A 13,928-nucleotide genomic window follows, 5' to 3' on the forward strand; every position below is an offset into this window, starting at 1 on the left:
TGTCTAAACTATTGATGAGAGCCTCAGGCCGCCGCCTTGCGCGCCTCGCGCTTGCGCTCGTGCGGATCGAGGTAGCGCTTGCGGATACGGATCGACTTCGGCGTCACCTCGACGAGTTCATCGTCGTCGATGTAGGCGATGGCCTGCTCCAGCGTCATGCGCTTCGGCGGCGTCAGGCGGATGGCGTCGTCCTTGCCCGAGGCGCGGAAGTTGGTGAGCTGCTTCGATTTCAGCGGGTTGACCTCGAGGTCCTGCGGCTTCGCGTTCTCGCCGATCACCATGCCCTGATAGAGCGGCTCGCCCGGCGAGATGAACAGGATGCCCCGGTCCTCCAGCGCGTTCAGCGCATAGGCGACCGCCTCGCCCTGCTCCATCGACACCAGCACGCCGTTCTGGCGCCCGGCGATCTGGCCCTTGTGGGGTCCGTAGCTGTCGAACACGCGGTTCATGATGCCCGTGCCGCGCGTGTCGGACAGGAACTCGCCGTGATAGCCGATGAGCCCGCGCGACGGCGCGATGAACGTCAGGCGCGTCTTGCCGCCGCCCGACGGGCGCATGTCGGTGAGTTCGCCCTTCCGCAGCGCCATCTTCTCGACAACCGTGCCCGAGTGCTCGTCGTCGACGTCGATGACAACGTTCTCATAGGGTTCCTCGCGGCCGTTCTCACCGTCCCTGAAGAGCACGCGCGGGCGCGAGATGCCGAGCTCGAAGCCTTCGCGGCGCATCGTCTCGATGAGCACGCCGAGCTGAAGCTCGCCGCGCCCAGCCACCTCGAAGCTGTCCTTGTCGGCGCTTTCGGTGACGCGGATGGCGACGTTGCCCTCGGCCTCGCGCAGCAGGCGGTCGCGGATCATGCGGCTCGTCACCTTGCTGCCCTCGCGGCCCGCGAACGGGCTGTCGTTGACGGCGAAGGTCATCGCGAGCGTCGGCGGATCAATCGGCTGCGCCGGAAGCGCCTCCGTCACCGAAGGCTCGGCGATCGTGTTGGCAACGGTGGCGTTCGAGAGGCCCGCGATGGCGACGATGTCGCCCGCTTCCGCGGTCTCCACCGGCACGCGCTCCAGCCCCCGGAAGGCGAACACCTTGCTGGCGCGGCCTTCCTCGACGACCTTGCCCTCGGGATCGAGCGCGCGGATCGGCATGTTGGCGGAAAGCTTGCCGCTGGTGATGCGGCCGGTGAGGATACGGCCGAGGAAGTTGTCGCGGTCGAGCAGCGTCGCCAGCATCGTGAACGGCCCTGCGGGGTCGGCGTCGGGTGCGGGCACATGCTCGACGATCTTCTGGAACAGCGGCGTCAGGTCGCCCGAACGCACATCCGCCGAAAGCCCCGCATAGCCGCCGCGCCCGCTCGCGAACAGCGCCGGGAAGTCGAGCTGTTCGTCGCTGGCGTCGAGCGCCATGAACAGCTCGAACACCTCGTCCAGCACCTCGTCGGCGCGCGCGTCGGCGCGGTCCACCTTGTTGACGACAACGATGGGCCTGAGGCCGAGCGCCAGCGCCTTGCCGGTCACGAACTTCGTCTGCGGCATCGGCCCCTCGGCGGCGTCGACGAGCAGGATCACGCCGTCCACCATCGAGAGGATGCGCTCCACCTCGCCGCCGAAGTCGGCGTGGCCGGGCGTGTCGACGATGTTGATGCGCGTGCCGTTCCAGTCCACCGACGTGCACTTCGCGAGGATGGTGATGCCGCGCTCTTTTTCGAGGTCGTTCGAGTCCATCGCGCGCTCTTCCACGCGCTGGTTTTCGCGGAACGTGCCCGACTGGCGGAAAAGCTGGTCGACAAGAGTCGTCTTGCCGTGATCGACGTGGGCGATGATAGCCACGTTACGAAGGCCCATGGCAGGGGGTGTCTTTCGGATTCGAGAAATGCGTTGCGCGCGCCCATACAGCACCTGCTGCATCGCAGCAAGCGTGTCGCCTCTTGGCGAAGTGCTGCTTACCCGACTAGAGCTTCCAAAACCGACAAGGAGGATCGACCGTGACCAACAGCCTGCATCCCGAAACGCTGGCCCTTCACGCGGGCTGGCGCGCGGACCCGACAACGGGCGCGGTGGCACCCCCCATCTACCAGACGACCTCGTACCAGTTCAAAAACACCGAGCACGCGGCGAACCTGTTCGCACTCTCCGAGCTCGGCAACATCTACACGCGCATCATGAACCCGACGACCGACATCCTCGAGCAGCGCATCGCCGCGCTCGAAGGCGGCGTCGCGGCGCTTGCCGTCGCCTCGGGTCAGGCGGCGTCGGCGTTCGCGGTCCAGAACCTCGCCCGTGCGGGCGACAATATCGTCAGCTCCACGGACCTTTACGGCGGGACGTGGAACCTGTTCGCGAACACGCTGAAGGATCAGGGCATCGAGGTCCGCTTCGTCGATCCCGCAGACCCGGAGGCTTTCGTGCGCGCCAGCGACGACCGCACCCGCGCGTGGTACGCGGAGACGCTGCCCAACCCGAAGCTCCGCGTGTTCCCGATCGGCGAGGTCGCCGCGCTCGGCCGCGCGCTCGGCATCCCGCTCATCGTCGACAACACCGCCGCGCCGCTGCTCGCGCGTCCGTTCGATCACGGCGCCGCCATCGTCGTCTATTCGGCCACGAAATACATCGGCGGCCACGGCACCTCGATCGGCGGCCTCATCGTCGATGGCGGCAATTTCGACTGGGAAGCGAAGCCCGAGCGTCACCCCACGCTCAACACGCCCGATGCGAGCTACCACGGCGCGGTCTGGACGCAGGCGGTGAAGCCGCTCGGCCCCATCGCCTACATCCTGCGCGCCCGCACCGTGCTGCTGCGCGACCTCGGCGCGGCGCTGTCGCCGATGAACGCCTTCCAGATCCTGCAAGGCCTCGAAACCCTGCCGCTCCGGATGCCGCGCCATTCGAGCAACACGCAGGCGGTCGTCGACTATCTCAAGAAGCGCAAGGGGATAACGAAGGTCATTCACCCGTCCGCTCAGGACGGCGAAGCCCGCGCCCGCGCCGACAAGTACCTGAAAGGCGGCTACGGCGGCCTGCTCGGCTTCGAGCTTGAGGGCGGCCGCGACGCCGGCCGCGCCTTCATCGACAATCTCAAGCTGCTCTACCACGTCGCCAACATCGGCGACGCCCGCAGCCTTGCGATCCACCCGGCCTCGACGACGCACTCGCAGCTTTCGGAAGCCGACCAGATCGCCACCGGCGTCTCGCCCGGCTACGTCCGCCTGTCGATCGGTCTCGAACACATCGACGACATCATCGCCGACATCGAACAGGCCCTCGCAGCGTCAGGCGCCTGACTCCCCTATCCTCTCCCGCCCGCGGGAGAGGATACGAAGCCTTGGCCGGAGGCCATAGGCGAAGTTGGTGAGGGGCGCCCCCGCCGGGCGTTTACACTCTTACCAACCCGCCTCGGTCATGCCGCCGCGTTGTCGGCGTCGTGCGTCCCTCGACTTCGCTCGGGATGATGAATGTTGAGTATAAAGGCCTTCATCCCGAGCGAAGTCGAGGGACGCACGGCCTTACAACAGCCGCGCCAGCAAGGCCCGGCTCGAAGCATCGAAATCCGCGCCCGCGTCGCCGTCCAGCGCCGCGCGCGCCATCTCCTTGCCCAGTTCGACCCCCCACTGGTCGAACGGGTTGATGCCGAGCAGCACCGCCGCCGTGAACGTGCGGTGCTCGTAGAACGCGATCAGCGCGCCGAGCGTGTGCGGATCGAGCGTGTCGAGAACGATCGCGCTCGAAGGCCGGTTGCCCGGAAACGTCTTCGCCGCCGCGAGCGCGGCATCGCCGCCCGAAAGCGCCAGCGCCTCCGCCTCGCTGCGCCCGCGCATCAGCGCCGCGCCCTGCGCGACAGCGTTCGCGAGGAGCTGCCGGTGATGCGCCGCGCCGAGCCCATGCCCCGGCGTCTTCACCATCACGAACTCGATCGGCACCAGATGCGTGCCCTGATGCAGGAGCTGGAACACCGCGTGCTGCGCGTCCGTGCCCGTGCCGCCCCATGTGATCGCGGCGCTCGGGTGTGTCAGCAGCTTGCCGTCCCGGTCCACGCGCTTGCCGTTGCTCTCCATCTCCAGCTGCTGGAGGAACGGCGGCAGCAGCCGCAGCCGTTCGTCGTAGGCGAACACCGCGCGCGTCTCCGCGCCGAGGAAGGCGGCATAGAGCACGTCCGTCATCGCCGCGAGCACCGGCGCGTTCTCCGTCACGGGCGCGCTTTCGAAATGCGCGTCCATCGCGTGCCCGCCCGCCAGCAGCGCCTCGAACGCCGTCCAGCCGAGCGCCAATGCCGCCGTCACGCCCACCGCCGACCACAGCGAATAGCGCCCGCCGACGCTCTCCGCGAAGCCGAGCACGTTTTCGGGCGCGATGCCCCAATCCGCCGCCCGCTCCGGCGCTGCCGTCACTGCGACGAAGCGCTCCGCGCCGCCGATCCAGTCGCGCGCGCTCTCCGCGTTGGTCATGGTCTCGACGGTCGTGAACGTCTTGGAGACGACCACCACCAGCGTCCGCGCGGGATCACAGGCGCGCATCGCCCGTTCGAGCGCGATACCGTCGATGTTGGAGATGACGTGCGTGTCGTAGCGCCCCCTGCCCCCGTCCAGCGCGTCGACGAGCAGCGCCGGGCCGAGCGCCGAGCCGCCGATGCCGATGTGAAGGATGTGCCGGATCTCGCCGAACGCCCCGGTCTCCACCCGCGCCACCAGCCGCCGCGTCGCCGCGCGCGCCTCCGCCGCCGCCGCGACCGCCGGCCCGCTGCCGGAGCCGCGCTCCGCCGCGTGCGTCGCCGCGCGCGCCTCGCTCGGGTTCACGACGGCGCCCGAAAACAGCGCCGCGCGCGCCGACTCGAAGTCCGATGCGGCGAGCAACTCCGCGAGCGCGGCTTCCACCTCCGGCGACAGGTGCGTCTTCGAGAAATCGAAATGGAGCCCCGCCGCTTCGACCGACAGCCGCGCCGTCCGCCCGGCGTCAGCGCCGAACAGCGCCGCCAGCGTCGGAACCCCGCGCGCCGCCTCTGCGACTGCCGCCCATGCGGCGCTGTGCCTGCTCATCCGCCACCCGCTCCTTGCTTGACACCCCGGACCGGGGCCAATAGTGCCGCCCTGTGAGCGATCCCGAAACCGTCGACCCTTCTACCGAAGCCGCCCGCGCAGTCCATCAGGCGCGCGGCGAACAGATGCTCGGCTCCCTCAAGGAGGGCCTCAGGACCATCGTCGGCGCGGTGCTGATCGCGCTGTTCCTGCGCTCGTTCGGCTACGAACCCTTCAACATCCCGTCCGAATCGATGCTGCCGCGCCTGCTCGTCGGCGATTACCTGTTCGTCGCCAAGTGGCCCTACGGCTACAGCCGCTACTCGTTCCCGATGGGCCCGCCGATCTTCGACGGCCGCATCGGCGGCAGCGCGCCGGAGCGCGGCGACATCGCCGTGTTCAAGACGCCGAGCGACAACCGCACGGACTTCATCAAGCGCGTCATCGGCCTGCCCGGCGACATCATCCAGATGCGCGGCGGCGTGCTCTACATCAACGGCGATGCCGTGCCGAAGCGCCGCGTCGCCGATTTCGTCGTGCCGCAGAGCCCCAACATGGCCTGCCTCAAGGGCGAGGTCTTCGTCGATGCGGGCGGCGGGCGCATGTGCCGCTACATGCGCTACGAGGAGACCCTGCCCGGCGGCCGCAGCTATTACGTGCTCGACAGCGATCCGATGAGCAACGGCGACGACACCGCGCCGTTCGTCGTCCCCGAAGGCCACTACTTCTTCCTCGGCGACAACCGCGACAACAGCTCCGACAGCCGCTTCAGCTTCGCCGAGGGCGGCATCAGCTTCGTGCCCGCGGAAAACCTCGTCGGCCGCGCCGAGATCATGTTCTTCTCCACCGACGGCTCGGCAAGCTGGCTCTTGCCGTGGACGTGGTTCACGGCCGCGCGTTGGGAGCGCATCGGGCGCCTCTTCTGATGGAGAGCGCAGCGTGGGCACGGGAAGCGCTCGGCCACGATTTCACCGATTCGAAGCTGCTTGAAACCGCGCTCACGCACGGCGGCGGGCGCAAGCGCAACTACGAGCGGCTGGAATTCCTCGGCGACCGCGTGCTCGGCTGCGTCATCGCCGCGTGGCTCTACGCGCGCTTCGACGAGACGGAGGGCGAGCTTGCCCGCCGCTTCGCCGCGCTCGTCGACAAGGCCACCTGCGCGGAGGTCGCGCGCGCCGCGGGCGTGCCGGCGATGATCCGCATGGAAACCGCCGCGCGGCTGGCGGGCGTCCACCGCTCGGACAACGTGCTCGGCGACATCTGCGAGGCGCTGATCGGCGCGCTCTACGTCGACGGCGGCCTCGCCGCCGCCGAGGGCTTCATCCGCACGGCATGGGCGACGCACCTCGACCGGCGCGGGGGTGCGCCGCGCGATCCCAAGTCCGCGCTTCAGGAGTGGGCGCAGGCGAAGCGGCTCCCGATTCCCGCCTACGATGTCGTCGGCCGCTCCGGCCCGGATCATGCGCCGAGTTTCCGCGTTCGTGTCACCGTCAGGGGCTATGCGCCGGAAGAGGCGGAAGGTTCCAGCAAGCAGGAAGCGGAGAAGCAGGCGGCGATCGCGCTGCTCGCGCGGGAGACGGGTGAATGAGCGAGAAGACCTGTTGCGGCGTCGTCGCGGTGGTGGGCGCGCCGAACGCGGGCAAGTCGAGCCTCGTCAACGCGCTCGTCGGCCAGAAGGTCGCCATCGTCAGCCCCAAGGTGCAGACGACGCGCACGCGCCTGATGGGCCTCGCCATCGAGGGCGAGACGCAGATCCTACTCGTCGACACGCCCGGCATCTTCCAGCCGAAACGCCGCCTCGACCGCGCGATGGTGCACGCGGCATGGGAAGGCACGGCGGGCGCCGACATCGTGCTCCTCGTCATCGACGGCAAGCGCGCCATCTCCGAGGAGACGAACGCGATCCTCGAAGTGCTCGCGAACCGGCCCGAGCCGAAGATGCTCGCCATCACCAAGACCGACATCGCGGCGAAGGAGCGCCTGCTCCCCATCGCGGCGGAGGCGAACCGCCGCGTCGACTTCGCCGAGACGCTGATGGTCTCCTCCGTCACCGGCGACGGCATCGACGACCTCCGCCGCACGCTCGCCGCCGCGCTCCCCGAAGGCCCGTGGCACTTCCCCGAAGATCAGGTCTCCAACATCACCACGCGGCTCCTCGCCGCCGAGATCACCCGCGAGCAGCTCTACCGCCAGCTCCACGAGGAGCTGCCCTACGCCTCCACCGTGGAAACCGAGCTGTGGGAGGAGCAGAAGAACGGCTCCGTGAAGATCCACCAGCAGATCCTCGTCCAGCGCGACACGCAGAAAGCCATCGTCCTCGGCAAGGGCGGCACCCGCATCCGCGCCATCGGCTCCGCCGCCCGCGCCGAGCTGGAGACGCTGCTCGACAGGCGCGTGCACCTGTTCCTGAACGTGAAGGTGAAGCCCGACTGGGCCGACGACCGGGAGACGTACCGGGATATGGGGCTCGGCTGGGTGGATTGAGGGCGAAGGAGGCGAGTGTCGGCTGCTTTGCGCCTTGCTTCCCGCTGTTCTGAGGCATCGACGATGCCGCTGGAGCCGGACTTTCCTCAATCCAACGCCCGAAAATGACTGATACGCTTCCAAATTTTGGAAGCCACAGTAGTTTCATAGTTTCTTGAGCAAGTTGGTTGGGGGGACCGATGGTCATCGGTACGCAAGTCTGGCGTTCACAGGCTTTTCGTATTGCCGGATTGTTTGCGGCGTTGACGATGCTGACCGCCGGACGTCCAGTCTTGCAAGGCGCGCGTCAGGTTCTGCTTCCGATGGAAACCAATGCTCCGGTCGGCACCGAATTCAAGGTCAAGGCCGGTGAAACCATTCTGGCCAGCAGATTCATGAACTGGAACCTGGCCCGTCTTGACGCATCTGTTTCGGTTGCGGTGGACAGGTTTTCGCAAGTGATCGGTCCCGACGTTGATCTGGAGGGTTTCGGCGCTACGCCGAATTCACGTGAACGGATGGGATTGAATGCACAGCGTTACTACTGTGCTGACAAGGTCAAGGCGCACGACAGTCTCTCGTACCAGTTGATCGGCAGCATCACTTCGAATGTCGAACAGTTCATTCGGTTCTGCTTTGCGGACGAAAATAGTGACGGACGATTTGATCACGTCTTCCTGCTCGGAGCGAAATCTCGTGAACTGCAATCCGCTCGCGAGATCGACCCCGTGGCCTTCCATGCGTTGGATCTTCAGCCGGACAAGAAGGGCACAGAGTTTCACCTCATTCTCAAACGCATAGAACCCGGCAGGAACAATATCCTGCTTTACCAGCGGCCACGACGAAACGGTAAGGAACCTTGGATGGGACCAGTCACACTCTGGAACGTGGCGACTGGAGAGAAGTACTCACAGAACGACAAGGTGAATGTTCGGTATTCACCGAACGGTCCGGTCAAACTTCCCAACATCATGGGATATGACCTGACAGTGAAAGAATTCGATCCCATGACCGGCGAAGTAACGTTCATTTGCGATCGGATCAGCGAACCTATGTACCACGACGGTGAAATATCGGAATACGCAACGGTATATACATATAGCCCTTGGTGACTTGCGGAAGGTGGACCTTCAGCCATCCAATTTCGTCATTCCGCTGACCGACAACGAGGGGCGTTCCAACAGCGAAGTCGGTTTCTCCGAAGCGTACAGGCTGCAGCCAGCCCCAGAGATGACGCTAAGCGCCGCCCCCTACTCGAACTCCCCCTTCGGCAGCGTCTCCACCTTCGCCCACACCGCCGCCACGTCCGGCACCTCCAGTCCGAACACGCCGCCGAGCGCCGCGGCGAGATCGTCCGGCCCGCTCATCGCCTCCGTCGTCATGCCGCCTGCCGTCACCGTGCGCCGCGTGCGGTTGACGATGGATTCGATGCGGCCCTCGAAGTGGCGCATCACCACGAGGTTGCTCCGGAACGGCGAGCCGTCGTCGCTCATCAGCCACGCCTGCTGCGCGGCGAGCTGCGGCTCGTCCGTGTAGTCCGCCCTGAAGTCGAAGCTTGGCGCCGCGCCGAAGCGCTGGTTGCGGTAGCGCAGCCAGTCCGCGTCCGCCGCCTCGATGCCGAAGTCGTGGAAATCCTCGCGGTGGTCGCCGACGGCGAGCGGGATCGGCCGCGCGGGCGCGTCGCCGAGGCCGCCGTCCACCAGCCACGGCTCTCGCAAGTCCACGCGCAGCGTCAGGTGGTTGCCCACCACCGCGTCGCCGAGATCGGCGCGGCGCACGCCGCTGCACAGGCGCGTGACCTGAAAGCCCGCCGCCGCAAGCGCCGCGCCCAGGAGCCCGTTCATCTCGTAGCACCAGCCGCCGCGCGTGCCGCCGATCATCTTGTCGAACGCCGCCGCCGGGTCGATGGCATTCGGCCAGCCCATGAAGGCGTCGAGCACTTCCCACGTGAAGGCGTGCACGTGTCCGCGCTGGATCGCCGCGAGGCGTTCGAGGTCGGGCGCGCCCGCGCGCGGCACGCCGATGCGCGCGCAGTACCGGTCCATCTGCTCCGGCGTCAGTTCAGTCAGCATGAGTCATGCCCCCGCATATCGTTTGACGCGCGTCTAGCGCCTCGGCGATGATCCGCCAATGCACCTCGATGCTGAAGCCCTCGTCTGCGCCGCGATTCCCCACGGCGAGAACGGCGCGGTCGTGCGCTTCCTCACGGCGGAGGCAGGCCTCGTCGCCGGCTACGTGCCGGGCGGGCGGTCGCAGCGGCTGCGCCCCGCGCTCGCGCCCGGCACGTGCGTGCGCCTGCGGCTCGACGGCCGCTCGGAGACGCAGCTTGCCCGCGCGGGCGTGGAGATCGTGCGCTCGCGCGCCGCGCTCGCCTTCGATCCGCTGGCGCTGGCGCTCGTCGAGTGGCTGGCGGGTCTCGCCGCGACGCTGCTCCCCGAAGGCCACCCCTATCCGCGTATCCATGAAACGCTGGAATCGGTGCTCGACCTCGCCGAGCTTCAGGACGATCCGCTCGTCACGCTCGCCGCACTCGCGCGCTTCGAGCTGCTGCTGCTTGCGGAGCTGGGTTTCGGGCTCGACCTTTCCGCCTGCGCCGCGACGGGGCAGACGCACGACCTCGCCTTCGTTTCCCCGAAAACCGGCCGCGCGGTGAGCGCGGGCGCGGGCGCGCCCTATGCGGACCGCCTGTTCCGCCTGCCGGCGTTCGTTGCGAACGGCGGCGCGGCGAGCGCGGAGGACGTCGCCGAGGCGCTGCGCATCGCCCGCCATTTCATCGCGCGTGACCTCCTCGCCGGCCGCCGCGCCGCAAGCCTCACCGCCGCACGCGACCGGATCGAGGCGCGGCTGAAGCGTTGAGGGGCTGAAGCGCTGAGGCATCAGCGGCAGCGCGTCTCCTGCTCGCGCCACGGCGCGCGCCACTGGATCGCGCGCAGGTGGCACATGGTGTCGACCACCGAAACGACGATGCCTTCCACGAAGCCGTAGAGCGCAGACCGGTGCTCGGTCATCAGCCGCATATCAAATTCATCCCGCATGGCATTTCTCCGTGTCTGTCTGATGCGTGGAGTCTGCCTGTGCGGCACGCGCAAAACCAACAAAACGGTGGACGCACATCATAAGCCAGCCTTATGCTATGCCGATGCGACACCTTCCGCCCCTCGCCGCGGTCCGCGCCTTCGAGGCGGCGGCACGACACGGCCATTTCACGCGCGCATCCGAAGAGCTCGGCATGACGCAGGCGGCGGTGAGCTATCAGGTCCGGCTGCTCGAGGAGCGTATCGGCCATAAGCTGTTCTTCCGAACCGGCGGCGGCGTGAAGCTGACGAACGTGGGCGCGCGCATCGCCCCGCTGCTGTCGGGCGCCTTCGACACGATGGAGGAGGCGTTCCGCGCCGTGCGGCAGGAGACGGAGAGCGTCCTCACGATCAGTTGCACCGTCTCCTTCGCGTCGAACTGGCTCGCGCCGCGCCTCGGCGCGTTTCAGGTGACGCGGCCGTCGCTCGCCGTGCGCCTGCAAAGCCAGAACCATCTCGTCGATTTCGCGCGCGAGGATGTCGACGTCGCCGTGCGCGTCGGCCTTGGCGAATGGCCGGGCCTCGCCTCGCATTTCATCATGCGCGACGCGCTCCGCGCCTATGCGAGCCCGGCGTTCCTCGCTGCGCATCCACCGATCCGCAGCGTCGACGACGTGCTCCGGCTTCCCCGCATCAGCGCCGGAGACGAATGGTGGTCGATCTGGCGCAGCCGGTTCGATGCCGCGCACATCGACGATCGCCCCGCCCCCGGCCTCCGGCTCGATTCCCAGGTCATGGAGGTGCAGGCGGTCATGGCGGGGCATGGCATCGGCCTGCTCAATCCGCTGTTCTGGGCGCAGGACATCGCTGCCGGGCGGCTCGTCCCCGCCTTCGGCAAGGCCGTGTTCGATCCCCGCAGCTACTGGCTCGTCCATCCCGCGCACACGGCCGCGCGGCCGAAGGTGAAGGCGTTCCGGGAATGGCTGCTCGCCGAGGCCGCCCGCGAGGCCGCGAGCGATCCGTTCGGGAACTACGAGCGCCCCGTCGCGCACGCCTGACGGAAGGCTCGCATCGCTCCCGCCGGCCTGCTATCGCCCTTCCCCATGACCGATCTTCTCGACCCTGAATCGAACATCATTGAAGCCCCGTTCGGCGACGCGCTCGCCGACCGCTATCTCGTCTATGCGCTCTCCACGATCACCGCGCGCTCGCTCCCGGACGTGCGCGACGGGCTGAAGCCGGTCCACCGCCGCCTGCTCTGGGCGATGCGGCTGCTGAAGCTCGATCCGGGTCAGGGCTACAAGAAGTGCGCGCGCGTCGTCGGCGACGTCATCGGCAAGTACCACCCGCACGGCGATGTTGCCGTCTACGACGCGATGGTCCGTCTCGCGCAAAATTTCTCCCTCCGCTACCCGCTCGTCGACGGCCAGGGTAACTTCGGAAACATCGACGGCGATAACGCCGCCGCCTACCGCTACACCGAGGCGCGGCTGACGCAGGTCGCGCTCGACCTGATGGCCGGTCTCGACGAGGATGCCACCGACTTCCGCCCCACCTACAACGGCGAGGACGAGGAACCGGAGGTCATGCCCGGCCTGTTCCCGAACCTGCTCGCGAACGGCGCCAGCGGCATCGCCGTCGGCATGGCCACCTCGATCCCGCCGCACAACGCCGCCGAGCTCATCGACGCCGCCGTCCTGCTCATCGACCAGCCCGCCGCCGACCTCGATCAGCTTCTCCAGCACGTGAAGGGCCCGGACTTCCCGACCGGCGCACTTATCGTCGACGGCCCGGCGAGCATACGCGAGGCCTACGCCACCGGGCGCGGCAGCTTCCGCGTGCGCGCCCGCTTCGCCGGGCGTGAAGACCCGGCGACCGGCAAGTGGCTGGTGGAGCCGGAAAAGCTTTCCGGCGGCACGTGGCAGCTCGTCATCACCGAAATCCCCTACGGCGTGCAGAAGGGCAAGCTGATCGAGCAGATCGCGCAGCTCATCGCGGACAGGAAGCTGCCCATCCTCGAGGACGTGCGCGACGAGAGCGACGAGGCCATCCGCATCGTCATCGTGCCCAAGAGCCGCAACGTCGAGCCCGACGTGCTGGTGGAGAGCCTCTACCGCCTCACCGAGCTGGAAACGCGCTTCTCGCTCAACCTCAACGTGCTCGACGCCGAGCGCACGCCGCGCGTGATGAGCCTGAAGGACGTGCTGACGCAGTGGCTCAGCCACCAGATCGCCGTGCTGCTGCGCCGCTCCCGCCACCGGCTGGCGAAGATCGACGACCGCATGGAGCTGCTCGACGGCTACCTGATCGCCTATCTCAACCTCGACCGCGTCATCGAGATCATCCGCACCGAGGACGAGCCGAAGGCGGTGATGATGGCGGAGTTCGGCCTCACCGACCGGCAGGCCGAGGCCATCCTCAACATGCGCCTCAGGAGCCTGCGCCGGCTCGAGGAAATGGAAATCCGCAAGGAGCGCGATAGTCTCGCGAAGGAGCGCGAAGGGCTCGTCGCGCTGATCGACAGCCCTGCGCGCCAGCGCACGCGCCTGAAACGCGACCTTGCCGTGCTTCGCGAGCGCTATGGTCTCGAAACCGTGCTCGGCGCGCGCCGCACGCGGATCGAGGAGGCCTCGGCGACGCGCGAAATCCCCTTGGAAGCGATGATCGAGAAGGAGCCGATCACCGTCGTCGTCTCGGCGAAAGGCTGGGCGCGCGCCATGAAAGGCCATCTCGACCTCAGCGATCCCGAGGCGTTCAAGTTCAAGGAGGGCGACGGCCCTGCCTTCGCCTTCCACGCGCAGACCACCGACAAGATCCTGATCGCCGCCGACAACGGCCGCTTCTACACGGTGGGCGCGGACAGGCTCCCCGGCGGGCGCGGCTTCGGCGAGCCGCTCAGGCTCCTCGTCGACATCGAGGGCGACGCCGCGATCGCCGCCGTGCTCGCCGCGCGGCCCGAGATGCGCGTTCTGCTCGCGGCGAGCGACGGGCGCGGCTTCATTGCGGCGAACGAGGACCTGCTCGGCGAAACCCGCAAGGGACGCCAGGTGGTGACGTTCAAGAAAGGCGCACGGCTGCACAGCATCCGGCCCGTTGCGGCGACGGACGACCATCTTGCGCTCATCGGCGAGAACCGGAAGCTGCTGATCGTGCCGCTCGCGGAAATCCCGGTGATGACACGCGGTCAGGGCGTGGCGCTTCAGAAGTACCGCGACGGCGGGCTTTCCGACGCCCTGCCCTTCCGCCTCGCGGACGGGCTTTCGTGGACGATGGGCGGCAAGGAGGGTCGAACCCGCACCGAAACGGACCTTGCGAACTGGCTCGGCGCGCGCGCGCAGGTCGGCCGCCTGCCACCGATGGGCTTCCCGCGCAACAACCGCTTCGACTGAGCCTTCCGTTTCGGAAGTTAACTTTATTTCGAAAGGATAACGTCGCTTTACGGCTCCTTA

The 13,928-nt window shown here is 67.7% G+C and carries 12 protein-coding genes; 8 read left to right on the forward strand and 4 right to left on the reverse strand.

Annotation, left to right across the window (positions count from 1 at the left end; all coding sequences use genetic code 11):
• Positions 1–23 precede the first annotated feature (23 nt).
• On the reverse strand, positions 24–1,838 hold the full coding sequence (typA, locus tag PE061_RS17670) for a translational GTPase TypA (protein WP_271256526.1): 1,815 nt from the start codon (positions 1,836–1,838) through the stop codon (positions 24–26).
• Positions 1,839–1,978: 140 nt separating this feature from the next.
• Here typA and PE061_RS17675 point away from each other — a divergent pair, with 140 nt between their 5' ends.
• Positions 1,979–3,274: an O-acetylhomoserine aminocarboxypropyltransferase/cysteine synthase family protein gene (locus PE061_RS17675; protein WP_271256527.1), complete on the forward strand. Its 1,296-nt coding sequence runs from the start codon at positions 1,979–1,981 to the stop codon at positions 3,272–3,274.
• A gap of 222 nt (positions 3,275–3,496) precedes the next feature.
• Here the strand turns inward: PE061_RS17675 and pgi are convergent, their stop codons facing one another.
• Entirely contained in the window at positions 3,497–5,023 is a 1,527-nt protein-coding gene (gene pgi, locus PE061_RS17680) for a glucose-6-phosphate isomerase (protein WP_271256528.1), read from the reverse strand.
• A 125-nt stretch (positions 5,024–5,148) separates the two neighbouring features.
• On the opposite strand from pgi, the gene lepB reads away from it, so the two are divergent.
• The 4 genes from lepB (at position 5,149) to PE061_RS17700 (ending at position 8,577) form a co-directional block, all read left to right on the forward strand.
• Positions 5,149–5,928, forward strand: coding sequence for a signal peptidase I (lepB, locus tag PE061_RS17685; RefSeq protein ID WP_271259241.1), 780 nt, complete (start codon positions 5,149–5,151; stop codon positions 5,926–5,928).
• On the forward strand, positions 5,928–6,590 hold the full coding sequence (rnc, locus tag PE061_RS17690) for a ribonuclease III (RefSeq protein WP_271256529.1): 663 nt from the start codon (positions 5,928–5,930) through the stop codon (positions 6,588–6,590). The genes lepB and rnc overlap by 1 nt, the downstream gene beginning before the upstream one ends.
• Positions 6,587–7,486 carry a GTPase Era gene (era, locus tag PE061_RS17695; protein ID WP_271256530.1) on the forward strand — a complete coding sequence of 300 codons (900 nt, stop codon included), beginning with the start codon at positions 6,587–6,589 and terminating at the stop codon, positions 7,484–7,486. The genes rnc and era overlap by 4 nt, the downstream gene beginning before the upstream one ends.
• 179 nt (positions 7,487–7,665) lie before the next feature.
• On the forward strand, positions 7,666–8,577 hold the full coding sequence (locus PE061_RS17700) for a hypothetical protein (protein ID WP_271256531.1): 912 nt from the start codon (positions 7,666–7,668) through the stop codon (positions 8,575–8,577).
• Positions 8,578–8,715: 138 nt separating this feature from the next.
• On the opposite strand, the gene PE061_RS17705 is transcribed toward PE061_RS17700, so the two are convergent.
• Complete coding sequence (locus PE061_RS17705; RefSeq protein WP_271256532.1) at positions 8,716–9,537, reverse strand: arylamine N-acetyltransferase family protein; 822 nt, start codon at positions 9,535–9,537, stop codon at positions 8,716–8,718.
• A 58-nt stretch (positions 9,538–9,595) separates the two neighbouring features.
• Between PE061_RS17705 and recO the strand changes: the two genes are divergently transcribed.
• On the forward strand, positions 9,596–10,321 hold the full coding sequence (recO, locus tag PE061_RS17710) for a DNA repair protein RecO (RefSeq protein WP_271256533.1): 726 nt from the start codon (positions 9,596–9,598) through the stop codon (positions 10,319–10,321).
• Between the two features lie 20 nt (positions 10,322–10,341).
• On the opposite strand, the gene PE061_RS17715 is transcribed toward recO, so the two are convergent.
• The gene (locus PE061_RS17715; RefSeq protein WP_271256534.1) at positions 10,342–10,500 is read right to left on the reverse strand and encodes a hypothetical protein; all 159 of its coding nucleotides are present in this window, start codon (positions 10,498–10,500) and stop codon (positions 10,342–10,344) included.
• Between the two features lie 104 nt (positions 10,501–10,604).
• Here PE061_RS17715 and PE061_RS17720 point away from each other — a divergent pair, with 104 nt between their 5' ends.
• Both PE061_RS17720 and parC read left to right on the forward strand, forming a co-directional pair.
• On the forward strand, positions 10,605–11,537 hold the full coding sequence (locus tag PE061_RS17720; RefSeq protein WP_271256535.1) for a LysR substrate-binding domain-containing protein: 933 nt from the start codon (positions 10,605–10,607) through the stop codon (positions 11,535–11,537).
• 45 nt (positions 11,538–11,582) lie between these two features.
• Positions 11,583–13,868, forward strand: a complete 2,286-nt coding sequence (gene parC / locus PE061_RS17725) for a DNA topoisomerase IV subunit A (protein ID WP_271256536.1) — start codon at positions 11,583–11,585, stop codon at positions 13,866–13,868.
• Positions 13,869–13,928: the final 60 nt, after the last annotated feature.

Source organism: Sphingosinicella microcystinivorans (genome assembly GCF_027941835.1).
GTDB lineage: Bacteria > Pseudomonadota > Alphaproteobacteria > Sphingomonadales > Sphingomonadaceae > Sphingosinicella.

What these genes read in the sequence shown, in the direction of transcription:
- typA (WP_271256526.1), bottom strand. Translation starts at nt 1,838, where the DNA reads ATGGGCCTTCGTAACGTGGCTATCATCGCCCACGTCGATCACGGCAAG.
- pgi (WP_271256528.1), bottom strand. Translation starts at nt 5,023, where the DNA reads ATGAGCAGGCACAGCGCCGCATGGGCGGCAGTCGCAGAGGCGGCGCGC.
- lepB (WP_271259241.1), top strand. Translation starts at nt 5,149, where the DNA reads ATGCTCGGCTCCCTCAAGGAGGGCCTCAGGACCATCGTCGGCGCGGTG.
- rnc (WP_271256529.1), top strand. Translation starts at nt 5,928, where the DNA reads ATGGAGAGCGCAGCGTGGGCACGGGAAGCGCTCGGCCACGATTTCACC.
- era (WP_271256530.1), top strand. Translation starts at nt 6,587, where the DNA reads ATGAGCGAGAAGACCTGTTGCGGCGTCGTCGCGGTGGTGGGCGCGCCG.
- PE061_RS17700 (WP_271256531.1), top strand. Translation starts at nt 7,666, where the DNA reads ATGGTCATCGGTACGCAAGTCTGGCGTTCACAGGCTTTTCGTATTGCC.
- PE061_RS17705 (WP_271256532.1), bottom strand. Translation starts at nt 9,537, where the DNA reads ATGCTGACTGAACTGACGCCGGAGCAGATGGACCGGTACTGCGCGCGC.
- recO (WP_271256533.1), top strand. Translation starts at nt 9,596, where the DNA reads ATGCACCTCGATGCTGAAGCCCTCGTCTGCGCCGCGATTCCCCACGGC.
- PE061_RS17715 (WP_271256534.1), bottom strand. Translation starts at nt 10,500, where the DNA reads ATGCGGGATGAATTTGATATGCGGCTGATGACCGAGCACCGGTCTGCG.
- PE061_RS17720 (WP_271256535.1), top strand. Translation starts at nt 10,605, where the DNA reads ATGCGACACCTTCCGCCCCTCGCCGCGGTCCGCGCCTTCGAGGCGGCG.
- parC (WP_271256536.1), top strand. Translation starts at nt 11,583, where the DNA reads ATGACCGATCTTCTCGACCCTGAATCGAACATCATTGAAGCCCCGTTC.